The sequence below is a fragment of the Hamadaea tsunoensis DSM 44101 genome (assembly GCF_000428945.1).
Taxonomy (GTDB): Bacteria; Actinomycetota; Actinomycetes; order Mycobacteriales; family Micromonosporaceae; genus Hamadaea; species Hamadaea tsunoensis.
Genome location: NZ_AUAX01000022.1, coordinates 98,480 through 123,055, shown reverse-complemented (window position 1 = coordinate 123,055; position 24,576 = coordinate 98,480). Strand labels below are relative to the sequence as shown.

The window sequence follows — 24,576 nt, the reverse complement described above, 5'->3', positions numbered from 1 at the left end:
GCTCGCCGACTCCAGTATCCCGGTTGATGAACGAGCCGGAAACGATTCCCGGGGGTTCGGGACCGGACGGGCGACCCCGTACCCCCGGAACGGACGGCTTACGCCGTGAACGGCGTCAGCAGGTGCGTGAAGTCCCACGGATTCTGGACGATCCCCGAGCAGGTGTTCGAGTCGGTCACGCCCGGACAGCCGCCGTTGTCCCGCTGCACGGCCCAGATCGACAGCTCGGCGATCCCGTTCGCCCGCGCGAAGTCCAGCACCCGCTGGGCGTCGGCGACGTAGGTGACCTCGGTCTTCTTCGGGTAGTCGTCGATACCCGGCAGCAGGGTCAGGCCGACGGTCGCCCAGAGCTGGGCCGGCGTACGGCTCGGCAGCAGTGTGTGCAGCTGGGCGTAGAGGCCCTGGGCGGCGGTCAGCGCGGCGGCGCCCATGTCCGTCGTGACCCTGTCGTAGTAGTCGAACACCATGGGATTCACGATGTCCACCCGTACGCCGTTGGCGACCGCGTTCTGCAGCACGGCCAGCCCGGTCGACTCCAGGCCCGACGCCGAGGTCGGCAGCGTGTAGACGACCTGGACCGTCCGCCCCGAGGCCGAGGCCCAGTCCTGGAGGAGCTTGATCGCCTTGTTCCGGCGGTCGATCCCGGCGGTGTTGGTCAGCGACCGGCCCTCGATGTCCATGTCCAGACGTGTCACGTCCAGCCGCGTGACCAGGTCCTCGTAGGCCGCCGCGATCGCGTTCACGTCCTTGCAGGAGTCACCGATCTCGGTGCCGCCCTGGTCGGCGCTCCACCCGCCGAACGACGGCACGACGTCCCCGCCCAGCGCCCGCAGCGACGCGATGTCCGCCGCGTACGCGCCGGACGCCACCGTGCGCGCGTTCTCGCCGTTCCAGGCCAGCGTGCACGACGTCTTGCTGAGCGTCTGCAGGAAGGCCATCGTGAAGTAGCGCGCACCGGACGCCTGCGCGACACCGGTCAGGCTGTCCGGCTCCCAGGTTTCGAAGTACGGCGCGTACACGTGGGTGGGAAGAGCCGTGGCGGCGTGGGCGGGGGCTGGGACAAGCAGCACCGCGGCGGCGGTCGCGCAGGAGAGCGCGATCAGGCGGCGGCGAAACGTTCGGGCCATGGCGGCCACCTTCCAGCGGAGAATGGTAAGACGCCCTTACCATCGACCACCGGGAGCGGCGCTGCCACCGTCCATTCGTGGGCTCGCCGTGTCGCGGAGGGACGAACCCGATACCCGTATCAATGTCATCACCGCGACACCGCGGGTGTCGCGGTCACCCGGCCAGATGGCCCCAGTCGGACTCCAGCGCCGGCCAGCTGCCGCGGGCCATCACCTGCCCGTCGATGAGGACCACCACCTTGTCCGCCTGCGCCAGCGCCGCCCGCTTCGACGTGGAACCGATCACCGTGATCCCCCGTTCGCGCAGGGCCCGCCACAGCGCGAGTTCCGTCGTCACGTCGAGCGCCGAGGACACGTCGTCGGCGACCAGCAGCTCCGTACGCGGTGCCAGCGCCCGGGCGAGCGCGAGCCGTTGCAGCTGCCCGCCGGAGAGCCGGGTGCCCTTGTGCCCGATGACCAGGCTGAGCCCGGCGCCCGCCTCGGCGAGGTCGTGGTCGAGCTGTGCCGTGGTGACCGCGGCGGACGCCTCGACGTCGTGGCCGAGCTGGATGTTGTCGGCGACCGAACCGGAGAAGACGCGCGGCAGCTGGGCGACGTAGCCGACCTGGTTGGGGCGCAGGAACAGTTCCGGCTTCGTGACCTGCTCACCGTTCCAGCGCAGCGCCCCGGTGTGGTGGACGATCCCGGCAAGCGCCCGCAGCAGCGACGACTTGCCCGCGCCGACCGGGCCGACGACGAGGACGAGTTCACCTCGGTCGATGCTGAGGTCGACGTCGCGGGCCGCGACCGTGCCGTCCTCGTGGACCGCGCTGAAGTGGTCCAGTTCCAGGCACTGCAACGGTTCGCGCGGCGCTTCGACGGGTGCGGGAGCGGTACCCGAGGAGATGTCGACGCCGTCGACGTTCGCCGAATAGTCGCCGACGCCGGTCATCGCCACGGTACGCCGGCTCCAGACGCGGGCCGACGGGAACTGGGAGATCAGCGAGGCGGTGGTCCAGGCGAACCAGCGCGCGGAGCCCAGCGTCGAGATCGCGACGAGGGTCGCGCCCGCCGACAGGGATCCGGTGAGGTAGAGGCCCCAGGCGGCGATGGGCAGCAGCCCACTGAGGATGGAGGGCGTGGACCGCGCCCACACCTGCACCGCGATCTCGCGGCGCTGCAGCTCGCTGCGTTCGACGTCGAGGCGCGCGAGGTGGGCCAGGACCGGTTCGGTCGCACCGGCGAGCTTGACCGTACGCGCGGCGTTCAGTGACGACACGAGCGCCGTGGCGAACGCGGCGCGCGCGGCGACCGTCCCCTTCGCGGAGCGGGCCAGGCGCGGGCCGAACAGCGTGGCGGCAAGCCCGGACAGCAGCATGGTGCCGGCGAAGAAGGCCGCCGGCACGAGGGAGCCCGAGATCAGGGTCATCGCGATGATCGTGACCAGGCACGCCGCCTGGTCAATCAGGTTGTCGGCGAGGATGACGACGCGTTCGGTGTCGCCGCCCTGGGCCACCACTTCGGCCGGGGTGTGCGCGCTGACCCGCCGCGGCCCCGTCTGCCCGTGCACCAGGCGCTGGCTGATGCGCAGCATCTGGCGTACCCACCATTCGGGGAACCAGCGGCTCGTGTAATAGGGCATCGGCGCCGTGACGATCAGCGCCGCGACGATGCCGACCGCCGGCCACCACGCGCTGCCCTCACCGTCCACGATGGACGACCACAGCCACGGCAGCGCCGACCCGTCCAGGCCCAGCACCACCATGACCAGGAACAGCACCACCGCACCGAGACCGAACCTCGGGTCGTTCGTGGCGAGCTTGAAGATCTGCCAGAGCGTACGCGTCTTCGGCGCCTCGGGCAGCGGCGGCGGATCCGACTTCGGCGGGGCGCTCATCGTGATCGCCTTCGGCGCTGCCGGCTCCGGCGGGTCGAGCACGGCGACCCCGGCCGAGCCCGCCGCGACGGGGACGAGCGTGTGCGAGTCGACGCTGGACGACAGCAGCGCCGCGAACCGCTCGGAGTCCGCCAGCGGGCCGGCCTCGACGACCTGGCCGTTCGCCAGGATGACGACCTCGTCGCAGTGCTGCACCGAGGAGAGCCGGTGGGCGATGACGATGCCGATCCGGTCGCGCAGCAGGCGTTCGGTCGCGCGCTGGACGCGTACCTCGGTGACGGGGTCGAGCCGGGCGGTCGCCTCGTCGAGGATCACCACGTGCGGATCGCGGACGAGGATGCGGGCGAAGGCGACGAGTTGCTCCTGCCCGGCCGACAGCACGTGGCCGCCGTCGCCCAGCCGGGTCTGCAGCCCGTCGGGCAGGTCGGCCACCCAGTCGCCGAGTTCCAGCTCGTCGAGGGCGGCGGCCGCCTTGGGCAGCAGCAGCGGGTCGAACAGCGCGATGTTCTCCTCCAGGGTGCCGGCGATGATGTCCGTACGCTGCGGCACCACCGCCACCCACCGGCGCAGCTGCTCGACGTCCAGGTCGAGCAGGTCGGTCCCGGCCAGGAAGACCTTCCCCGGTTCCAGGGCGACCGCCCGGGTGAGCACCTTGACCAGGGTGGACTTGCCCGAACCGGTACGCCCGATCAGCGCGTACGAGCGGCCCTGGGCGAACGTCAGCGACACGTTCCGCAGCGCGGCCGGGCGGTCGTCGCGGGTCGCGTAGCGGAAGGTCAGGTCGCGGATCTCCAGATCGCCCTCGACCGGTGCCGCCCCCTCGAACGGTTCCTGGGCGGCGTCGCGCAGCAGCAGGACGCGGCCCCAGGCGCCGAGGGCGTACTGGAGTTCGGGGATCATGCGGGTCAAGTGTTCGACGGTGCCGCCGAAGTTCAGCGCGAGCAGCCAGATCGCGGTCAGCCGGGCCCCGTCGACATGGCCGTTGACCAGGGCCCACGTTCCGCCGAGGACCACGAGCACGATGCTCGTACGCGTCACCGTCGCGGCGGTCGCCGTCAGCCGGGCCGAGCGCAGCCAGACCCGCCGGCCCCGTTCGAGGACGGTGGCGGCCCGCTGGGCGTACAGGCGCAGGACGTAGGGGCGGGCGAGGCTGGTCCGCACGTCGTCCTGGCCGTGGATCGACTCCTCCATCACGGCCGCGAGGTCGGACCACGCCTCCTCCTCGGCCATCCGCGCCGGGGCGATCTGCTGGGCCGGTTTGCGCAGCCGGACCACGAGAAGGGTCGCCACCAGGCACATCACCACGCCGGCCGGCCACCAGACGAAAAGGGCGATCCCCGCCGAGATCACCGCCATGGTCACCGACTGGGCGATGCGTACGCCCTGGGAGCGCACGGAGGACGCCACCTGGTAGACGTCGCCGTCGATCCGGTCGAGCAGTTCACCGACCGGCGTGTTCTCCAGCGCGGGCAGGTCCTGGCCGAACGAGACCCGGCACAGCTCCCGGCGTACGCGGGCCGACCAGTCTGCGGTCAGCTTGGCGATGCTCAACCCCATGACGAGGTCGCCGAGCACGCCCGCCACCAGGGCGACCGCGAGCACGACGAACAGCACGCCCGAGCGGTAGAGCAGCACGGGTCCGGCCAGCGCCGCGGCCAGCGAGTATCCCGCGGCGCCGACGGCGATGACGATGAGGACGAGCAGTGATCGCCGGGGGGAGGCCGACCACAGGTCACGGAACAGACGCATGGATCACTCCCAGAAGCCGGACGGATGTCCCTCCAGCCTCCTTGACCTCCCCGTTTCACTCAACGCAATTTCCGGCCGAGGAAGGAGTTCATGATCACATCATCGGAGCGTCAGCTGCCGCGTGATGCTCGGATCGGTGATCTCGGTGTCCTTCGCCAGGAGCATCGCCTTGCTCAGGATCACGGCCAGCACCCGGTCGCCCTCGAACGGCAGGAACAGGTCGCCCGTACGCTCCGGCGCCTGCTTCGGCACGATGCACAGGTACTGGTCGTTGGGCTCCATGAGGATGTTGCCCGAGCCCAGATGGATCTTGTAGGTCCGGCGGTCGCCCCGCACCACCAGGAACCGGCCGTCCACGTGGGCCCGGTCCCGGATGGCCAGCCGCGGGACGAGCCGTTCGAGCAGCGCCTTGCGGGTCTCGGCGGTGCCGCTCAGCTCGCCGAAGCTGAAGGACTGCCAGTATTCGCGGAACCTGCCCTCCGGGCCCCCGTCTTCCCAGGTCGGATCGTTGCCGACGCTGGCGACGCCGACGAACAGGTCGATGTCCCGCAGCACCTCGCTGAGCACCAGCGGCGGGATGTCGGCCAGCGGGATCGGGTCGGTCGGCTGGGCGCCGCCGGGTACCCACTGCTCGTAGCCGCCCCCGCCGGCGTGCGCGTAGTTCTCCGGCGCCGCCACCGGGTAGAACCGGACCTGGTCGGTGGCGACGCGCAGGTAGGAGCCGGACTCGGTCGTGTCGGTCACCCAGTCGTCGCCGATGCCCTCGATCCAGTACTCCGCCCGCAGCCCCCACGCGGGCAGCTCGCGCAGGGCCGGCTCGTACGAGTCGTCGACCATGAGCCGCAGCCTGTTCCGCCAGCCCCGGACGGCCGCCAGCGCGTGGAACTGATGCTGGCGCAGGACGTGCGCGGCGAACCGGTTGGAGTAGGTCCGCGTGTTCTCCTCCGCCGCGGTGAGCAGGTAGACCTCGCGGTGCGCCTGCTTGAACGGCTGCGTCACCCGCCTGTCCTCCAGCCAGGCGCGCCACGCCAGCACCTCGTCGACCGGCCGGCCGATCGGATGCCACAGGACGACCTCCCGCCCGCCGTCGACCGCCGCCCCCGCGACCGTCCGCAGGCTCCCGTCCGCGTACGCGCAGGCCACCCCGTCGACCAGCCAGATAAGCCGACGGGTGTGCACCCCGATCAACGGGTGGTCGAGGTACCGCTCCCGCCAGGCGCCGAACTCCCAGACCCGGCGGGCGAGGAACTGCCGGTCGAGCCGTTCGGCCTGGGCCGACAGCATCTTCTCGACGTCCTTGACGCCGGCCTTGAACTCCTTCAGCTCCTCGGCGTACCCGGTGCGGACGGCGGCGGGCGGGGCCTTGACGACCTTGCCCGCCCCGGTACGCCACGTCACCATGCCGGCCGCCGCGTCGAAGGTGACCGTCGTGTCGCCGAACTTCTCCTCGCGGACGCCGACGGCGGTCAGGCCGTAGGTCGGCACGGCCAGCTCCTCGACCTCCTCCCGGCTCAGGCCGAGCGCGGCGGCCCGGGCGTCGAGGGCGGCGTTGAGCTCCTTCAGCGTCCCCTTGAACGTGACCCGGGTGGCGAGGCGGGCGATCTGCGCGAGGGCCGCCTCGGTCGGGATGTTCGCGAGCGCCCACACCGCGGCGTTGGCCGTCTTCGGGTTCCGCGGCCCGATCCCGGCCACCTTGCGCAGGCTCGTGTCGACCACGGCCCCGAGCACGCGGGCGGTCTCCGGATGCTCCGGCACATAGGCCGCCAGCCAGATCAGCCCGCGCAGCACGGTCGCGTTCACCGGGTCGAACGTCTCGTTGACCTCCCCCTCGTACTCGCTGGACCGCAGCGGGACCGTACGCGGCCGGCCGACCAGCGCGTACCAGGAGCGGAGGTGGTCGCCGGTGGTCTCGCCGGTCGCGGCCAGCAGCCTGCGCGCCTCGGCCTCCCATTTCGCGGACGGCCGGGCGCTGGTCGCCTTGGCTGCGTGGGCCAGCAGCGCGCCCCAGGCCGGGCCCAGGTCGGCGGCGTCGGCCACGGCCCGGTCCGCCCAGGCCTCGCCGGGGTTCAGCGGCGTGCCGGCGTAGGAGGCCAGGATCGGCTTGATCGCATCGGTGACCCAGTAGCCGGCGACCTCGACGGTCCGGCGGACGACCCCGAGCGCGGCGGGCGAGAACCGGCGGCCGGCATCGTGGACGATCTGCGCCCAGTCGGCGACCTGCCGGCGCTCGATGAACAGGTTGTAGCGCCCGGCCAGCTCCAGCAGCCGTTCCGCCGCGTCCGGAGCGGCCCCGGCCGGGAACGAGCCGAGCGTCCGCAGCACCAGGTGGCCCAGCACCCGCCGGTGGTCCTCATCGTCGAGCCCGTCGAGCCGCGTCATCAGCTCGGCCAGCACGTCGAGCAGCCGGTCGGCCGGGATTTTCAGCAGGGACAGGGAGACGGCGGAGACGTCCCGCCAGTCCCGGTCCCGGCCGGCCTGCCGGGGCGAGCGCGCGTAGGCGACGACGGCGTCGGCCAGGGCCGGCCAGTCGCCGGCCGCCCGCAACCGGCCGAGCGCGTCCATCTGCTCGCGGTGCAGGGCGAAGTCGTTGTGCGCCATCAGCCACCCACCAGCGGGACGAGCTTCAGGAAGGTGATCTCGGTGCCCCGGCTGAGCTCGACGACCGTGTCGAGCCCCTCCACCTGGCGGTCGTCGACGAGCACCACGAAACCGTTGCGCTGAAAGGCTTCCAGCGCACGGTTCGCCTGCTGGTCGGCATCGACCTTCCGCGGCTCGGGCAGGCGGAAGCCGTCGGGCCGCTTCTCGGCGCCGGCCGGCTGGACCAGGCCGCGGAACACGTCGCCGCCGCGCGCGTTGTGCTCGGCCACCTCCTGGAACACCCGGCGCCGGATCAGCTCGCCCAGCGCCAGCCGCTCCTCGAAGATCTCCAGATGCCAGGCGGCCGCGCGATCACCGGCCGTGGTCTCGTCCACAAAGGTCACCATCGCCATGCCGCCAGACTCTAGGTGCCCCCTCCGACATTCACCCGCCGGCGCAGGTCGCAGCCCCGTCAGCGCGGGAAGGAGTTCGCCGCGGACAGCACCTGGAGACCGATCCAGACGATGAAACCGAGGACGGCGAGGAAGAAGATCGCGCCGATCACCTTGCCGACGGCCGACGAGCCGCCGTTACGGCGTACGGGAGGGGCGGAGTGGAACTGCCGTGAGGCGTGCTGAGCGTGACGCACGGCGTGCTGATGGGCTTGCTGCGCCTGCCAGGCGGCCTGTTGCGCCGCCTGCTGCGCCGCTTGCTGGGCTTGCCGGGCCGCCTGCTGGGCCGCCTGCTGGGCGGCGAAGTTGGGGTTTGTCATGACGGGCTCCCTCAGGACTGGTGACTGCGAGACGGAAGACGTGACTGGAAGACAGGGGCCGGCGGCGGGCCGCCAGATACATCGAGATTTCCTGCCGCCCGAGGTATCTGCGACGGGCCCGGCGCCCCTCCAGCATCAGACCGAGGAGGGGAGAATCATGAAGATCAACCGATGGGCGGTGGCGGGCCTCGCGGCGCTCGCCGCGATCACGATCGCGTGCGGCGGCGGAGGCTCCGGCGACAAGGGCACGAGTGGCAACAACGGCGGCGGCGGGTCCACGGCCGCGCCGCCGGATGCGGCGAGCCCGGCCGCCGGCAACAGCAAGGCCGCGGCGGGGAGTGCCGCGGAATCCAGCGGTACGCCGCAGGCGACCTTCCGGGGTACCGGCGGCAGCGACCGGGTCAACTGCGCGGCCATCGACAGCGCACTCGCGGTGAGCGCCTACCGGGGCCAGATCGTATGGACCGCCACCGCGGTCGACCAGACGACGCAGGGCCAATGGCCGCTGCAGGGCAACATCCTGCGCGACGTGTCGTTCTCGCCCGCCACCGGGGTCATGCCGGACGGGAAGACCGCGACCGTGCACATCTCCGGGAGCGTCAGCGGGCTCACGGAATTCGCGGTGGTGGTGTCGGCACCGAACCACTCCGGCACCGGCTGGGTCACGGTCGTCTTCCACTGCGTCTAGACACCGAGGACACTCAGTCGCCGGCGCCGAAGCAGACGAATCCCGTCGGTTCACCGCCCGTCGCGGCAGCGAGCGCCGCGGCGGGCGTACCACCGGCGGCGAGATGGCGGTGCAGATCCGTCATCACCCGCATCGCCACGTCGTCGGCGACCCGGCCGACGCTGGCCACCACCGTGACCGTCCCGGCGGCGATGAGCGCGGTCGTGAGGCCGATCGACTCGTCGCCGGGGCGTACGTCGGCGAGACCGAGATCGCATGTGGACAGAACGGCCCGGCGCGGGGGCGCCGCCAACTGCTGGAGGTCGTAGCCCATGAGCGGCCCGTCGGCCAGCTCGAACGACGAGAACAGCGGATTCTGGGCCTGGTGCCGGCCGTGCGCGGCCACGTGGACCAGGCCGGCACCGGACATCGCCGCGGCGGTCGCCCCGGCGGTCGCCCCGGAGCCGGTGAGCACGGCCGAGCCGGGGTACAGGGCGGCGATCTCGCGGATCTCGGCCTCGGCGCGGTCGTTGCCCGGGCCGGCCACGAGCGTCACCGGCCCCTCCCCCGGCACCGGCCTGGAGCTCCGGCCCGGAGCCGCCCCGATGCGGGACCGCGCCGCGTACCAGGTGGTTGCCGACGGGGTGACGGTCACCGGCCGCCCCGCACAGCCGGGCAGCAGCGACCACGGCGCCACCATCAGACCGCCGGTCGGCACCAGCACCAGCGGCCGGTCGCCCACGACCGGCAGGACCGGCGCGAGCACCACGTCCGCGAGCGCCTCGGCGTCCCGGCGCAGGGCGGCGAGGATCGCGGTCGCCAGCCGCTCGGGAAGCGCCCGGCCGGCCAGGGCGTCGAGGTCCGCGCGCAGCCGGAGCACCGACTCCTCCGCCGCGGCCGCCGATCCCAGCACCGCCAACCGCGCTCGTCCATTCTGGAGGATCAGCGCGTGCAGGGTCGGCCCGTCGCGCAGGTACACGACCATCGCGGCGTCGCCGAGCGCCGCGGCCGCGTCCCGTAGGGCGACGGGTTCGGTGACGCCGCCCGCGCCGGGCGAGGCCCAGGACCGCTGACGGATCCGGCGTTCCAGCTCCGCGCACAGCGCCCGCAGGGCCGCCGTGGGGCGGCCGGCCCGCTCGGCTTCCCCCGTCGACAGGCGCAACTGGCGCAGCCGCTCCACGGCGGCCGCCGCCTCCGGATCGTGCGGCGGGCGGACCGCCGGCAGCAGCAGCGCCTGTGCCCGCGACCGCTCGGCCCAGCGGAAGACGGTCGCCGCGCGGCCGTCCGACAGCGCGTGGCGTACGCCCGCCGCGGCCAGGTCCCGGCCGTGCACCGCCGCACCCGTCTGCAGGTCGAGGCAGCCGAACGCCGCCCGGTAGCGGTGCAGCTCCGCGAGGCCGTCGGCCAGTTCGCGACGCGTACCGGTGACCTCGGCCCGGACCAGCCGGCCCAGCACCCGGGTGTCCAGCCGGTCGCCCCGCCGCCGGCGCCCGTACGCCGACAGCAGCGTCCGCGCCTCGCCGTCCCGGCCGAGTCCGGCGGCGCACCGGGCGGCGAGCAGTCCGGCGACCCGGGCGTCCTCGTCCAGCCCGAGCGCGGCGAGCCGATCGGCGAGTCCCGTCAGCCGGCGCAGCAGCCGGGCCGACGGCGCCCCCTCGGCGGCCGAGGCGCGGGCGCCGACCAGCTCCGCCAGCTCCCAGAAGCGGCCGTTCTTGCGGCGGTCGAAGGTCGCGCGGGCCTCGGCCGCCCAGCGACCGGCGGCGGCGGGGCGACCGGCGAGCAGGGCGGCCTCGGCCCGGGCGAGCAGCGCCTCACCGTCGTCCTGGCTCATCCCCTGCGTACGCAGCGCGGCCGCCGCCCCGGCCAGTTCCTCGTCCGCCTCCCGGTAGAGCCCGGCGGCCAGCAGGACACGGGCGCGGTCCAGGGCCAGGAGCGGCAGTACGCCGGGCGCCTCCCGCGCGTACTCCTGGGCGATGTTGTTGAAGGCGGACAGCGCGCGGGGCAGGTCGCCGGCGGCGAGGTCGAGCAGCGCGAGGTTGTGGCCGGCCTTGGTCGCGATGAGGGTGAGGCCGTGGCGGCGGGCGACCCGGGCGGCCCGGGCGAGGTCGGCCCGCGCGGCCGGCGGGCGGGACGCGCGCAGGTGCAGTACGCCGCGGTTGAGCAGGACGCGGGCGAGCTCGCGCGGTTCGCGGCGTTCGTCGACGACGGCCAGTGCCCGGTCGTACTCGGCGAGCGCCTCGTCGTCGCGGCCGGTGCGGCGCAGCAGGACCGCTCGCTGTCCATGCAGGACACCACGCTCGGACGGCGGCAGCAGCGATTCGGCCTCGTCGAGGTGGCGCAGTCCGAGATCGGTGTCCCCCTGCTCGGCGACGGAGTACGCGAGGCTGACCAGGACCCGCCCGCGCAGCTGAACGGCCTCGGGGTCGTCGACCGCGGCGAGCAGCGCGAGGGCCTGGCGCAGCCGGCGGGCACCGGCGGTGGGGCGCATGTCGTTGGCGGCCTCGACCCCGGCGGCGTGGAGGGCGGCCGCGCGGGCGTAGGCCTCCGTCCTCACAGGACGATGCTCGGAGTCACCACGGGATGCTCGTCGAACAGCACGACGATCTGGACGAGCCCGTGCGGGACGTTCTCGAAGACGAACCGGCCCCCGGCGTCGGCGGTGGCCTCCCGCAGGACGGCGGCCTCCTCCGGTTGAGCCGGCGCGGTACGCAGCTCGATGTCCAGCTCGCCGGGCGGGGCGAGCCAGCCGTCGATGCGCAGCCCTTCGTGCATCGGCGCCACGGAGATCATGATGCTCAGCCGGACGCAGTCGAACGTGATGGTCCGGGTCCGGTCCGACGCCCGCGCGCCGGAGCCGATCAGCACCTCGTCCTGCAGCCGGGCCACCTCGGCGTCGAGGCCGTCCAGCCCGAGGGCGAACATGACCCGCTCGGTGAGGTCCGACGGCACCGGGTCGATCGTCTCGTAGACGGCGCGCAGTTCTTGGAGGAGCTTGTCGTCGTCGTCCATCACCGGCTCCAAGCGGGGTGGGCGAGCAGCTGCTCGCGGAGTTTGGCCAGGCATCGCCCCCGGGTCGGTCCGATGCTCCCGCGCGGCATGGCCAGCGCCTCCGAGACGAGGTCGTAGTCCGGGCGGTCGGCCATGGCCACCACCCGCAGCAGGCACCGGCACTTCTCCGGCAGCTGCTCGACAGCCTGCCACAGCACGCGCGCCCGCTCGTCGGCCAGCAGGGCCTCGTCCACCGGCGGCTCCGGCGACACGGCGGCCTCGACCGCCTCCGGATCGGGCACCGCGCGGTTGCGTTCACGCTCGCGTACGCGCCAGGCCTCGCGCTGCGCGGCGGTCACGAGCCAGCCGGTCAGCGCGGCCGGCGTCCGGATGTCGGCCAGGCTGCGCAGGAACTCCAGCCAGGTCGTCTGCACGACGTCGGCCGCCGATTCGGTGCCCAGCCCCTGCGCCCGGGCGACGTGCCAGAGCAGCGGGTTCAGCTCGCGCACGATCTCTTCGAGGGCCGAGCGGTCGCCCACCCGGGCCCGCAGCAGCAGGCCGCCGATCCGCTCCCCCCGTTCGGTGGTCATGCCGGTTCTTCCCCGCGTTCCCCGGCCGCGAAGGGCAGCAGGCCCGCCACCGGTACGCCGAGCGCCACGGCCTGCGCCACCGTTCCGGCGTAGCCGGCGACCGCGTAGGACGTGCCGCTGCCGACGCCGAACCGGGCCCCGACGAGTTCCGGGGGAAGCTGTTCGTGGTGGACGTCGGCACCCAGGTCGTCGGTGCTGTCCTGAGTCTGGTCGGCGGTGGCCGTCACCACCGGTGCCGTGCTCACCACGCTCACGCCCGGGTACCAGACCATGCCGCCGATCCCGCCCAGGCTGTCCTCCCAGTGGTCGCCGGACAGCGTGAGGGCGCCCACCGCCGTCAGCGGAGTGCCGGTCGACGCCGAGGCCGCGGGATAGACGAGTCCCGTTCCGGCGCCCGGCTCCACCGCCGTGTTGCCGGCGGCGGCGAGCACGGTCACGCCGCGCGCGGACAGCTGGGTGATCAGCACCGCGAGTTCGTCGATGTAGGTGTCGTCATGGGTGGCGGCGTCCCTGCGGAAGCCCACGGGGATGCAGACGACGTCGACCTGCCCGCCGCCCTCGTGATAGGTCAGCAGCCACTGCAGCGCGGCGCGAAGCTGGTCGTCCAGGATGTAGCCCAGAGCGCTCTGGGCCAGTTGGAGGGAGAGGATCCGCGCGTCCGGCCCGTTCTGGTGGATCAAGCCGGCCACGAACGTGCCGTGCCACCGCGTCCCGGAGCCGTCCGCGGTCCACCCCGCGGCGGGGACGACGACCGGATCGTCGGTGCCGGCGGCGAACCAGGGATGGTCGTCGGCCACGCCCGTGTCGACGAGCGCCACCACCGGCCGCCGGCCGCCGGGGAGATCCGCCGCCGGGCGTCTGCGCGGCGCGGGCAGCCACGCCTGCAGCGGCCGGAACGGCAGGCCGTGGGTGTCCTTGACGGAGAACAACTCGATCTTGCCGGCCATGATCACTCCCGGGGTGACGGATGGGTCCCTCACGAATCTAGGGGCGCCGCGTCCCGGCTGGATACATGTTCCCCGGAATCCGACCCTCTTTCACCGGAAAGCGCACCCGCAAGATCCCGCGCTCCCCCGCGCGCCCTCCAAGATCCCGTTTGGATCAGGGAAATCACCCGAATCTTGGTCCAAGATTACGTGGCGATCCCTGATCCAAACGGGATCAAGGCCCTACCGAGACGCCCTACCGGAACACGGCAGGGCGCTACGAGAGGGTGATGCGGTCGAAGTCGGGGGCCCAGCCCGACGGGTTGCCGAACCGGATGGTGTTGCTGCCGGCCGTCAGCGTGACGGTGGTCGTGACCGAGCCGATCGTGTCCCAGCCGCCGCTGGCCGGCGTACTGACGGTGGTGGCGGTGCCGCCGTTCACGCTCACGGTCGCCGAGCGGTTCTCACCGGACGCGTAGTAGATGGTCAGGGTGTGCGCCCCGGCCGTGCCCGTGACGTTGTTGATCTGCAGGTAGTTCGCCGTGCCGTTGCCGACGTAGCCGACCACCGCGCCGCCGGACGCTCCGGCCGAGCTGCGTACCGCCGCCTGGCCGCCGCGGGTGTTGGCGCTCGCCTCCGCCTCGTAGCCGGTCGCCGTCGAGCCGCCGGACAGCTGCGCGGTCCAGTGGTCGTTGGCGTGCGCCAGCGTGAAGCTCAGGCTCGGGCAGTCGTACGCGCTCCCCGACGGTGTGCCCGCCGGGTCCACCTGCGAGTTGCCGGGGGCCGCCGCGACCCAGGTGGCGCCGGCGAGAACCTGGACCGAGCTGCTCTCGAAGACCTTGCCGGCCACGTCCTTGCAGTAGTAGCCGGCCCCGGTCGCCGGGTTCACCGACGTGTAGATCTCGAACATGTTCCAGCCGAACGGGAACTGCGGCAGGTCGTAGGTGCCGCTGCTGGTGAAGAAGGCGTCCCAGACGTGGGTCTGGTAGTTGTACAGGTACGCCGTCCAGGTGTTCGCGGTCGTCGACGTCCTGTGCTCGTCGAGGCTGTACGCCGCCCGCCCGTTGACCGTCGTGGTGTACGTGGCGAGGAAGGACGCGTCGAGGTTGACGATCTTGCCGACGCCGTCCCGCCCGCCGCACCAGTCCCAGGCCCACAGCTTGGATCCGGACGGCGTGTACGCGGTCGTCATCTCGATGCACGCGCCGGACGCCGGGATGGCCGTGGGCGCGTACACGTAGTCCCCGCCGGTGGTCGTGATGCCGGTGAGGACGCTCTGCGTCGCGTGCAGGCCGGCGCTGGCGGAGTTGGGGAGGTCGACGCCCCAGGTGGTGTGCAACTGCGCGGCGGCGAGCGACGCCTTCGCCAGCCGCGAAGCCTTGAACTGGGCGGCCGCGGCGCCCGCAGCCTGCTGGGCGGCGGCTCCGGTGAGACCGGGGACGACGCCTCCGATCGGGGCGGTCGCACCGCGGGCGGCGGGATCGTCGGCGGCCGGGCGGGCGAGTCCGTCCGCTGTAGACGGTGCCGTCGTGGACGGATGTGCCGAGGCGGGTGCCGCGGCGGTCACGCCGAGGACGGCGACCAGGGCGACGTAGATGAGGGACCGGGCCATGCTTTCTTCCTCTCGGAGAAGGCGCGGCCCGGTCGCGCTCGAATCAATACATCACTGTACATCCATTTAGGATCGTGCGCTCCCCCGCGCGCCGATCACCCGCTGCAGCAGGATGAAGAGCAGCAGCAGCACACCCGTGAAAATCTTGATCCACCACGAGCTGAGCGTGCCCTCGTCCGAGATGATCGTTTTGATCAACCCCAGCACGAGTACGCCGAGCAGCGACCCCAGCACGTAGCCCGTACCGCCGGTCAGCAGCGTGCCGCCGATGACGACCGCCGCGATGGCGTCGAGTTCCATGCCGACGCCGTGCAGCGGGTCGCCGGACTGGATGTAGAGCACGAAGACGAGTCCGGCCAGCGCCGAGCAGAAGCCGCTGACGGCGTACACGGTGATCTTGGTACGCGCCACCGGCAGACCCATCAGCAACGCCGACTGCTCGCTGCCGCCGACGGCGTACACCCGGCGGCCGAAGCGGCTGAAATGCAGCACGACGACGGCCACGAGCACGGTCAGCAGCGCGACGGCCGCCCCGACCGACAGGAACACGTCGCCGCCGAGCGGGATGTGGTACTGAGCCAGGTTCGACACGGTCGGCTCGTTGATCGAGATCGCCTGCTTGCTCAGCACGAGACTGAGGCCGCGGAAGAGGAACAGCCCGGTCAGGGTCGCGATGAACGGCTGCACCTTGTAGAAGTGGATCATGCAGCCCATGAGGGCGCCGCCGAGCGTACCGACGAAGAGGACGATCAGCGAGGCGACCGCGAGCGGCACGTGCTCGACCACGACCAGTTGCGCCAGCAGCATGCCGGAGAAGCCGATCACGGAGCCGATCGACAGGTCGATGCCGCCGGTGAGGATGACGAAGGTCGCCCCCACCGCCGCCACCACCAGGTAGCAGTTGTTCACCAGCAGGTTCGGCGCGACCTGGGCGTCGAACGAGTAGCGGTAGCCGCCCCACGCGTACATGACCAGGAACAGAGCCAGGGTCACGACGACCGGCAGCCGCCGATCCCGCAGGAGCCGGCCGGCCGCCGACACCGCCGGCGACGCGGAGAGCGTGGTCATGACGAGACCTCCACGGGTTCCTGAGTGGACACTGCGGCCGGAGCCGGCGGCGGTGGCGCCGACCGGAACGGGGCCATCAGGCGCCGGCGGAAGTCCGGCGACTGGATGAGGCACACGATGATGACGACGGCCGCCTCGAACACCATGTTCGCCTGCGACGGGATGCCGATCGTGAAGATCGTCGTCTTCAGGGTCTGGAGAATCAGCGCGCCCAGCACCGAGCCGCCGATGCTGAACCGGCCGCCGGTGAGCGGCGTACCGCCGATGACGACGGCCAGGATGGCGTCCAGCTCGATCCACAGACCGGCGTGGTTGGCGTCCGCGTCCGACAGGTTCGAGCTGTTCATCAGCCCGGCGATGCCGGCGAGCAGGGCGCAGAAGATGTAGACCATGATCTTGATGCGCCGCGCCCGGACACCGGCCAGCCGGCTCGCCTCGGAGTTGCCGCCGACCGACTCGACCAGCAGCCCCAGCGCCGTACGCCGGGTCAGCGCCAGCATCGCCACCACCGCCAGGGTCACGATGAAGACGCCGGTGGGGGCCGTGAAGGCGTACCCGCCGATGGTGGCGTAGGGCTTGGACAGCACGGTGATGATGAAGCCGCCCGTGATGAGCTGGGCGATGCCGCGGCCGGCGACCATGAGCACGAGCGTCGCGATGATCGGTTGTACGCCGATCCGCGCGACCAGGAACCCGTTCCACAGTCCCAGCAGGACACAGGCCGCCAGCGCGAGCGCGACCGCGATGAGCACCGCGCCGACCGAGTTCTGGTCGGGCTGCCTGCTGATGTACCAGCAGGCAAGCGCCCCCGCGATGGCCATGACCGCGCCGACCGACAGGTCGATGCCGCCGGTCGCGATGACCAGCGTCATCCCCAGGGCCACCAGGATCAGCGGCGTGCCGAAGATGAGGATCGAGACCAGGCTGCCGTAGAGATGGCCGTTGCGCACGTGGATCGCGAAGAAGTTCGGCGTGAACGGCAGGTTGAACAGCAGCAGGGCGATGAGGATCGCCGCGGGCCAGAACAGGTGATGGCGAACGACCCGGCTCATGCGTGGCCTCCGCTCGCGATCGTCTCCATGATGCGCTCCTCGGTCACGTCGGGACCGTTGTCCAGCCGGGCGACGAGGGTGCGGTCGCGCAGCACGCCGATGGTGTGGCTCAACCGCAGCACCTCCTCCAGCTCGGCCGAGATGTACAGGACGGACAGGCCCTCGGCGGCCAGACCGGCGACGAGCTTCTGGATCTCGGCCTTGGCTCCGACGTCGATTCCCCGCGTCGGCTCGTCCAGGATCAGCAGCTTCGGCTCGGTGATCAGCCAGCGCGCGAGCAGCACCTTCTGCTGGTTGCCGCCGGACAGCGCGCCCGCCTTCGCCTCGGGGTCGCCCGGCCGGATGTCGAGCACCCGGATGTAGCGGGCCACCAGCTCGTCGACCTTCTCCCGGGGCAGCCGCCGGGTCCAGCCCCGGGCGGCCTGCATGGCCAGGATGATGTTCTCGCGTACGGTCAGCTCGGGAATCAGGCCCTCGGCCCGGCGGTTCTCCGAGCAGAACGCGATGCCGCGGCCGATCGCCACGTGCGGGCCGCGCAGGGCGACCGGGCCGCCGGGCATCTCGACGCGTCCGGAATCGGCTGTGTCTGCGCCGAACAGCAACCGCGCCAGTTCCGTACGCCCGGAGCCCAGCAGCCCGGCCAGCCCGACGACCTCCCCGGAGCGCAGATCGAGGTCGAAGGGGGCGATGCCGCCCTTGCGTCCCAATCCCTCAGCGCGCAGCACCGGGTCGCCGATCGGCGGGCGGTCGTGCTCGGCGAGCTCTTCCAGCCCGCCGAGTTCCTTGCCGATCATCGCGCGGACGAGCCCGACCCGGTCCAGTTCGGACACGAGGTGCTCGCCGACGAGCCGGCCGTTGCGCAGGATCGTCATCCGGTCGCAGATCTCGTAGATCTGGTCCAGGAAGTGCGAGACGAAGACGATCGCGACGCCCTCCTCCTTGAGCCGGCGCATGACCGAGAACAGGACCTGCACCTCGTCCCGGTCCAAGGAGGAGGTCGGCTCGTCGAGGATCAGTACGCGGGCCGATGACCCTTCGACCGCGCGTACGATCGCGACGAGCTGCTGGATCGCGAGCGGGTACTCGCCGAGCGGTGCCGACACGTCCAGGTCGAGCCCGAACTTGGCGACGAGCCGGCGCGCGGCGGTACGCGTACTGCGCCACTTGATGAGGCCGCCCGCCGTCTGCTCCCGGCCGAGGAAGATGTTCTCCGCGACGGTCAGGTTGGGACAGAGGTTGACCTCCTGGTACACGGTGCTGATGCCGAGCTGCTGGGCGTGGTGCGGACTGGTGATCCGCACCTGCTCCCCGTTCAGCTCGACCGCACCGGCGTCGAGGTCGTAGACCCCGGTAAGGACCTTGATCAGGGTCGACTTGCCGGCCCCGTTCTCGCCCAGCAGCGCGTGGATCTCGCCCGGGTAGAGCCGGAAGTCGACCTCCGACAGCGCCCGCACGGCGGTGAACTCCTTGCTGATGCCCGTCATCCGCAACACGGGCTGCGTCTCCGCCATGCGGGCGCTCCTTTCCGTTCGTTTCCCCAGAGGGCGAGGACGGTCAGTACTTGCGGTTCGGCAGGGCCGCCGCCGCGTCGGCCGCGACGAAGTCGGCCTCCTGGGTCTTGATCCACTTCTCCAGCGTCTGGCCGGCGAGGACCTTCTTCACCGCGTCCATCAGCTGCGGGCCGAGCAGCGGGTTGCACTCGGCGATCGCGTTGATCTGCCCGGCCGCCATGGCCACGAAGCCGTCGTGGACGCCGTCGATCGAGACGATCTTGATGTCGGTACCGGGCTTCTTGCCGGCGGCCTGGATCGACTGGATCGCGCCCAGCGCCATGTCGTCGTTGTGCGCGAACAGGACGTTGATCTCCGGGTGGGAGGTCAGGAAGGCGGCCATGACCTGCTTGCCGCCGTCCCGGGTGAAGTCGCCGGTCTGGCTGGCGACGATCTTCCAGTCGGGGTGCGAGGCGTCCATGACCTTCTTGAAGCCGGCGGCGCGTTGGGTCGCCGGCGCGGAGCCGGTCGTGCCCTCCAGCACGGCGATGTTCACCGCGCCGGTCGCGCCCTGCAGGACCTTCTCCAGCAGGTGCGCGGCCCGCTCGCCCTCGATCTCGAAGTCCGAGCCGACGAGCGAGACCCACAGGTCCTGGCTGGAGTCGACCTGGCGGTCGGTCAGGATGACCGGGATCTTGGCCGCCTGGGCCTCCTTGAGGACGGTGTCCCAGCCGCTGGAGACCACCGGCGAGAAGGAGATGACGTCGACCTTCTGCGCGATGTAGTCCCGGATCGCCTGGATCTGGTTCTCCTGCTTCTGCTGGGCGTCGGAGAACTTGAGGTTGATGCCGGCGGCCGCGGCGGCGTCCTTCACCGAGGACGTGTTCGCCGAGCGCCAGCCCGACTCGGAGCCGACCTGGGAGAAGCCGAGCGTGATCTGCTTGGTGCCGCCGCTGCTGGAGGACGACGGCGACTCCTTCTTGCCGCAGGCCGCGAGCGTACCGGCGGCCGCCGCGGCGACCGCGCCGGAGAGAAGCGCCCTTCTACTGATCATTTCTGCTCCTTGAGGGGATGGGACGGTCACAATGAGGGATTCAGTTGGGGCAGTGCAGGCAGTGCAGTCACAGACCCGCGGCCAGCCGGTGGTACGCCTGGTTCCAGCGGATCTCCTTCGCGAAGTCGCGCAGGTTCGTGTCGGCGTCGATGACGAGCAGCTCCACGCCCGTCATCTCGGCCAGGTCGGCGAGGATCTCGGTGTCCACCGCCGCCGAGTACGCGGTGTGGTGCGGCGCCCCGGCCGTGATCCAGGCCTCGGCCGAGGTACGCAGGTTCGGCCGCGGTGTCCAGACCGCCCGCGCGACCGGCAGCTTGGGCAGCGGCTGCGGCGGCGGGACGACGTCGATCTCGTTGGCCACGAGGCGGAACCGGTCGCCCATGTCGGCCAGGCCGACGACGAGCGCGCGGCCGGGCAGGGCGTCGAAGACGAGGCGTACCGGGTCCTCGCGGCCGCCGATCGACAGCGGGTGGATCTCGCAACTCGGGGTGCCGGCCGCGATCGTGGGGCAGACCTCCAGCATGTGCGCGCCGAGGACCAGCTCGTTGCCGCGTTCCAGGTGGTAGGTGTAGTCCTCCATGAACGAGGTGCCGCCGGGCAGCCCGAGGGCGGCCGTCTTCAGGGCGCGTACCAGGATGGAGGTCTTCCAGTCGCCCTCGCCGCCGAAGCCGTAGCCGTCGGCCATCAGCCGCTGGACGGCCAGGCCCGGCAGCTGCCGCAGCCCGCCGAGGTCCTCGAAGTTCGTGGTGAAGGCGCCGAACCGGCCGGCCGTCAGGAAGTCGCGCAGGCCCAGTTCGATGCGGGCGGCGTAGCGCAGCGAGTCGTGCCGGTCACCGCCGGAGCGCAGCTCGCCGGCGACGCGGTAGAGCTCCTCGTAGTCGCGGACGAGATCCTTGATCCGGGCGTCCTCGACCCCGTCCACGGCCGCCACCAGGTCGTTCACGCCGTAGGTGTTGACCGAGACGCCGAAGCGCAGCTCCGCCTCGACCTTGTCGCCCTCGGTCACCGCGACGTCGCGCATGTTGTCGCCGAACCGGGCGACCCGCAGCGTACGCAGTTCGGCCGCGCCGGCCGCCGCTCGCGTCCAGGTCGCCACCCGCTCGGCCACCGACGGCTCGGTGACGTGCCCGGCGACCACCTTGCGGGGTACGCCCAGCCGGGCCTGGATGAACCCGAACTCCCGGTCGCCGTGGGCGGCCTGGTTGAGGTTCATGAAGTCCATGTCGATGCTCGCCCACGGCAGGTCGACGTTGGCCTGCGTGTGCAGGTGCAGCAGCGGCTTGCGCAGCGCGTCCAGGCCCGAGATCCACATCTTGGCCGGCGAGAACGTGTGCATCCAGGCGATGATGCCGATGCACGAGTCGTCGGCGTTGGCCTCGAGCATCGTGCGGCGGATGGCCCCGGAGTCGGTCAGCACCGGCCGCCAGACCACCTCGACGGGCAGGTCCTCGCCGAGCGAGGCGGCGATGCGCCGCGACTGCTCGGCCACCTGCACCAGGGTGTCCTCGCCGTACAGGCCCTGGCTGCCGGTGAGGAACCAGATGCGGTAGTCGGTCGTGCTCATCTCGCGGGTACTCCATCCACAATAGACTTGGACTGTCCGTACACGTTCTGGTAGCGGTGGTAGAGGGCGTCGATGTCCTCCTGGTCGATCGGGACCGGCTCGCCGTGCACCCGGGCGAGGTGCACCGTGCGGGCCACGTCCTCGGCCATGACCGCCGCCTTCACCGCCGCGCGGGCGTCGCGGCCGATCGTGAAGACGCCGTGGTTGCGCATGAGCACGGCCGGCGACCGGTGGCCGTCCAGGGTCTCGACGATCCCCTTGCCGATGTCGTCGTTGCCGATGAGCGCGAACGGCCCGATCGGGATCTCACCCCCGAACTCGTCGGCCATCGCGGTCAGGACGCACGGGATCGGCTCGCCGCGGGCGGCCCAGCTGCTCGCGTACGCGGAGTGCGTGTGCACCACTCCCCCGACGTCGGGCCGGTGCCGGTAGACGTACGCGTGGGCGGCGGTGTCGCTCGACGGCGCCAGGTCGCCCTCCACCACGGCGCCGTCGAGGTCGCAGACGATCATGTTCGCCGGGGTCAGGTCGTCATAGGACACGCCCGACGGCTTGATGACGAACAGATCCGCCCCCGGTACGCGCGCCGAGACGTTCCCGGCGGTCCACACGACCAGCCGGTAGCGGACGAGCTCCGCGTGCAGGGCGCAGACTTCAGCGCGTACGGAAGAGATCATCGGAGGGCCTCGTTCCGCAGGCGCCGCAAGCGGTGGAGCATGCCTTGACCGCCGAAGGTGTCGTGCAGGACCCGGTACTCGGCGTAGAGCGCGTCGTAGACGTTGGCCCGCTGGGGATCGGGCTGGTACGCGCCCCGCTCGACCGCGCCCATCGACTCGGCCGCGGTCCGCACGTCCGGGTACGCGCCCGCCGCGACCGCGGCGTGGATGGCGGAACCGAGGGCTGGGCCCTGGTCGGAGACGGCGACGGAGACGGGCCGGCGCAGGATGTCGGCGTAGAGCTGCATGAGGAAGGCGTTGCGCTTGAGCCCGCCGGCGACCACGAACTCCTCCACCGGTACGCCTGCGTTCTCGAACGTCTCGACGATCACCCGGGTGCCGAAGGCGGTGGCCTCCAGCAGCGCGCGGTAGATCTCCTCGGGCCGGGTGGCGAGCGTGAGACCGGCGACGATGCCGGACAGGTCGTGGTCGACGAGGACGGAACGGTTGCCGCCCATCCAGTCCAGCGCGACCAGACCGTGCCCGCCGACCGGTTGCCCGGCGCACTTGCGGGTGAGCAGGTCGTGCAGGGACTCGCCACGCTCGGCCGCCTCCGCCTGATACTCCGCCGGTACGCCGGTCCGCAGCCACCAGGCGAAGATGTCGCCGACGGCGCTCTGCCCGGCCTCGTAGCCGTACGCGCCGACGCTGATCCCGCCGTCGACCACCCCGCACATGCCGGGCACTTCCGCGAGCGTCGCGCCGTTCATCACGTGGCACGTCGAGGTGCCCATGATGGCGAGCATCCGGCCGTTCTCGACGGCCCGGGCGGCCGGCGCGGTGACGTGGGCGTCGACGTTGCCGATGGCGACCGCGATCCCCTCCGGCAGACCGGTCCACTCCGCGGCCTTCTTCGACAGCGTTCCGGCCGGCGTACCCAGGGCGCTCAGCGGCTTCGTGGCGAGCCGGGTCGGGGGGAAGTCCGCGAACTGCGGGTTCAGTGCGCCCAGGTATTCCGCCGACGGGTACGCGCCGTCCTGGAAGATTCCCTTGTACCCGGCGGTGCAGGCGTTTCGGCTCTCGACGCCGGTCAGCTCCCAGACGATCCAGTCCGCCGCCTCGATCCACCGCTGCGTACGCGCGTAGACCTCGGGGTCCTCCTCCAGCACCTGCAGCGCCTTGGCGAACTCCCACTCCGAGGAGATCTTGCCGCCGTAGCGGCTGATCCACTTCTCGCCGCGCTCGTGCGCCAGGGCGTTGATCCGGTCGGCCTGCGGCTGCGCGGCGTGGTGCTTCCACAGCTTCGGCCACGCGTGCGGGCGGGCGGTGAGGTCCGGCAGCTCGCACAGCGGCGTACCGTCCGCGGTGGACGGAAGGACCGTGCACGCCGTGAAGTCGGTCGCGATGCCGATCACCTGCCCGGCGGCCACACCCGCGTCGGCCAGCGCGGCCGGGACCGTCCGGCGCAGCGACTCCCGCCAGTCCTCCGGATCCTGCAACGCCCAGTCCGGCGGCAGCCGCCGCTCACCGCCCGGCAGGGTCGTCTCGATCACGCCGTTGGCGTACTCGTGGACGGCCGTACCGAGTTCGGCGCCGTCGGCGACGCGGACGACCACGGCGCGCGCGGACAGCGTGCCGTAGTCGACCCCGACGACGCAGGCGTCGTCCGGATGACTCTTGTTAGCGTTAACATCCATGGCTGTGCGGCTCCCGTGAAACTCTTACGGAAAGGGCTGATGCGCGTGGTCGGTTCAGGCGATGTGCGGCGGCCGGGCGCTGCCTCGGACCACCAGGTCCGGCGGGATGATGACGTGCCCGGCCGGCCCGGGCCGGCTGCCCGCCAGCCGGTCGACGAGCAGTTGCAGGGAGCGCCGGCCCAGTTCGCCGAAGTCCTGCCGCACCGTCGTCAGTGGAGGCATGAAGTACGAGGTCTCGGGGATGTCGTCGAAACCGACGACGCTGACGTCCTGCGGCACGCGGCGGCCCGCCTCGTGCAGGGCGCGCAGCAGGCCCAGGGCCATGTGGTCGTTGGCGCAGAACACCGCCGTCACCGTCGGGTCGACCGCGAGGCTGCGGCCCGCGGCGTACCCGGAACTCGCGCTCCAGTCGCCGAGGATGGGCAGCGGCACCGGCGCGGCGGCCTGTTCGAGCGCCTCGCGCCAGCCCTGCATGCGCCCGACCGCGTCGAGCCAGTTCATCGGCCCGGCCACGTGGTGCACCGTGCGGTGGCCCAGGTCCAGCAGGTGGCGCGTCGCGATCAACGCGCCGGCCCGCTGGTCTATCGCGACCATCGGCACGCGTTCGGTCACGCCGCAACCAGCCCCCACCAGCGGTACGCCGGCCGCGGCCTGTTCCAGCGCGCCGGCCGCCTGGGTCTGCGGCGCGATGACGACGACGCCCTCGACGGCCTGGTCCCGCAGGCGGCTGACGGCGTCGAGCAGGGTCGCCCGGTCCATCGCCCGCAGGCTGGAGATGCTGACGAAGTAGTCCGCGTCCCGGGCGGCCTGCTCGATCCCGTAGAGCATCGAGGCCGGCCCGTAGAGCGTGGTGTCGAAGCTGACCACGCCGAGCGTCTGCGAGCGCCGGGTGACCAGGGTCCGGGCGGCCGAGTTCGGCCGGTAGTCCAGTTCCCGGATCGCCGCCAGCACCCGCGCCCGCGTCTCGGTACGCACATTGGGCTGATCGTTGAGCACTCGCGAGACGGTCTGGTGGGACACGCCCGCCAGCCGCGCGACGTCCGCCATGACGGGCGGCGGAGGCGCCGAGTTCCTGTCCATCGCCACCCACCCCTCTCGGCGTTTCGTCGTC

Annotated in this window: 19 protein-coding genes; 1 reads left to right on the top strand and 18 read right to left on the bottom strand. The window is 71.9% G+C overall.

The genetic code is table 11. From position 1 onward, the window contains the following. Positions 1–98: 98 nt before the first annotated feature. The 5 genes from G401_RS49080 to G401_RS0128395 form a co-directional block, all read right to left on the bottom strand. Positions 99–1,127, bottom strand: coding sequence for a chitinase (locus G401_RS49080; RefSeq protein WP_051367272.1), 1,029 nt, complete (start codon positions 1,125–1,127; stop codon positions 99–101). Positions 1,128–1,281: 154 nt separating this feature from the next. Beyond that, complete coding sequence (locus tag G401_RS0128410) at positions 1,282–4,752, bottom strand: ABC transporter ATP-binding protein (RefSeq protein ID WP_027345138.1); 3,471 nt, start codon at positions 4,750–4,752, stop codon at positions 1,282–1,284. 99 nt (positions 4,753–4,851) lie between these two features. Further along, positions 4,852–7,350, bottom strand: coding sequence for a DUF4132 domain-containing protein (locus tag G401_RS49075; protein WP_051367271.1), 2,499 nt, complete (start codon positions 7,348–7,350; stop codon positions 4,852–4,854). Continuing rightward, on the bottom strand, positions 7,350–7,742 hold the full coding sequence (locus tag G401_RS0128400) for a hypothetical protein (protein WP_027345136.1): 393 nt from the start codon (positions 7,740–7,742) through the stop codon (positions 7,350–7,352). The genes G401_RS49075 and G401_RS0128400 overlap by 1 nt, the downstream gene beginning before the upstream one ends. Positions 7,743–7,801: 59 nt before the next feature. Then, entirely contained in the window at positions 7,802–8,101 is a 300-nt protein-coding gene (locus G401_RS0128395; protein ID WP_027345135.1) for a hypothetical protein, read from the bottom strand. Positions 8,102–8,258: 157 nt separating this feature from the next. Here G401_RS0128395 and G401_RS53460 point away from each other — a divergent pair, with 157 nt between their 5' ends. Beyond that, positions 8,259–8,789: a hypothetical protein gene (locus G401_RS53460; protein ID WP_051367270.1), complete on the top strand. Its 531-nt coding sequence runs from the start codon at positions 8,259–8,261 to the stop codon at positions 8,787–8,789. A 13-nt stretch (positions 8,790–8,802) separates the two neighbouring features. Here G401_RS53460 and G401_RS0128385 read toward each other — a convergent pair whose 3' ends face one another. From G401_RS0128385 to G401_RS0128325, 13 genes are all read right to left on the bottom strand, one after another. Then, positions 8,803–11,322, bottom strand: coding sequence for a CHAT domain-containing protein (locus G401_RS0128385; RefSeq protein WP_027345134.1), 2,520 nt, complete (start codon positions 11,320–11,322; stop codon positions 8,803–8,805). Next, complete coding sequence (locus tag G401_RS0128380) at positions 11,319–11,777, bottom strand: hypothetical protein (protein WP_034593396.1); 459 nt, start codon at positions 11,775–11,777, stop codon at positions 11,319–11,321. Before G401_RS0128380 ends, G401_RS0128385 begins: the two co-directional genes overlap by 4 nt. Next, positions 11,777–12,346, bottom strand: a complete 570-nt coding sequence (locus G401_RS0128375; RefSeq protein WP_027345132.1) for an RNA polymerase sigma factor — start codon at positions 12,344–12,346, stop codon at positions 11,777–11,779. The genes G401_RS0128380 and G401_RS0128375 overlap by 1 nt, the downstream gene beginning before the upstream one ends. Next, a complete protein-coding gene (locus tag G401_RS0128370) occupies positions 12,343–13,326 on the bottom strand; it encodes a S8 family serine peptidase (protein WP_211240866.1) in 984 nt (327 codons plus the stop codon). The genes G401_RS0128375 and G401_RS0128370 overlap by 4 nt, the downstream gene beginning before the upstream one ends. Positions 13,327–13,549: 223 nt before the next feature. Next, a complete protein-coding gene (locus G401_RS49065; protein WP_051367269.1) occupies positions 13,550–14,884 on the bottom strand; it encodes a carbohydrate-binding protein in 1,335 nt (444 codons plus the stop codon). Positions 14,885–14,950: 66 nt separating this feature from the next. Then, the gene (gene yjfF / locus G401_RS0128360) at positions 14,951–15,952 is read right to left on the bottom strand and encodes a galactofuranose ABC transporter, permease protein YjfF (protein ID WP_027345130.1); all 1,002 of its coding nucleotides are present in this window, start codon (positions 15,950–15,952) and stop codon (positions 14,951–14,953) included. Next, positions 15,949–17,004: an ABC transporter permease gene (locus tag G401_RS0128355; protein ID WP_027345129.1), complete on the bottom strand. Its 1,056-nt coding sequence runs from the start codon at positions 17,002–17,004 to the stop codon at positions 15,949–15,951. The genes yjfF and G401_RS0128355 overlap by 4 nt, the downstream gene beginning before the upstream one ends. Then, positions 17,001–18,515, bottom strand: coding sequence for a sugar ABC transporter ATP-binding protein (locus G401_RS0128350; protein ID WP_027345128.1), 1,515 nt, complete (start codon positions 18,513–18,515; stop codon positions 17,001–17,003). Before G401_RS0128350 ends, G401_RS0128355 begins: the two co-directional genes overlap by 4 nt. A gap of 43 nt (positions 18,516–18,558) precedes the next feature. Further along, positions 18,559–19,548, bottom strand: coding sequence for an ABC transporter substrate-binding protein (locus G401_RS0128345; protein ID WP_027345127.1), 990 nt, complete (start codon positions 19,546–19,548; stop codon positions 18,559–18,561). 67 nt (positions 19,549–19,615) lie between these two features. After that, positions 19,616–21,112, bottom strand: coding sequence for an L-arabinose isomerase (gene araA, locus G401_RS0128340; protein WP_027345126.1), 1,497 nt, complete (start codon positions 21,110–21,112; stop codon positions 19,616–19,618). After that, on the bottom strand, positions 21,109–21,789 hold the full coding sequence (locus tag G401_RS49060; protein WP_034593394.1) for an L-ribulose-5-phosphate 4-epimerase: 681 nt from the start codon (positions 21,787–21,789) through the stop codon (positions 21,109–21,111). Before G401_RS49060 ends, araA begins: the two co-directional genes overlap by 4 nt. Beyond that, positions 21,786–23,465 (bottom strand): ribulokinase, encoded by a 1,680-nt coding sequence (araB, locus tag G401_RS0128330; protein ID WP_027345125.1) that lies wholly within the window; start codon positions 23,463–23,465, stop codon positions 21,786–21,788. Before araB ends, G401_RS49060 begins: the two co-directional genes overlap by 4 nt. A gap of 54 nt (positions 23,466–23,519) precedes the next feature. After that, on the bottom strand, positions 23,520–24,545 hold the full coding sequence (locus G401_RS0128325) for a LacI family DNA-binding transcriptional regulator (protein WP_027345124.1): 1,026 nt from the start codon (positions 24,543–24,545) through the stop codon (positions 23,520–23,522). Positions 24,546–24,576 lie beyond the last annotated feature (31 nt).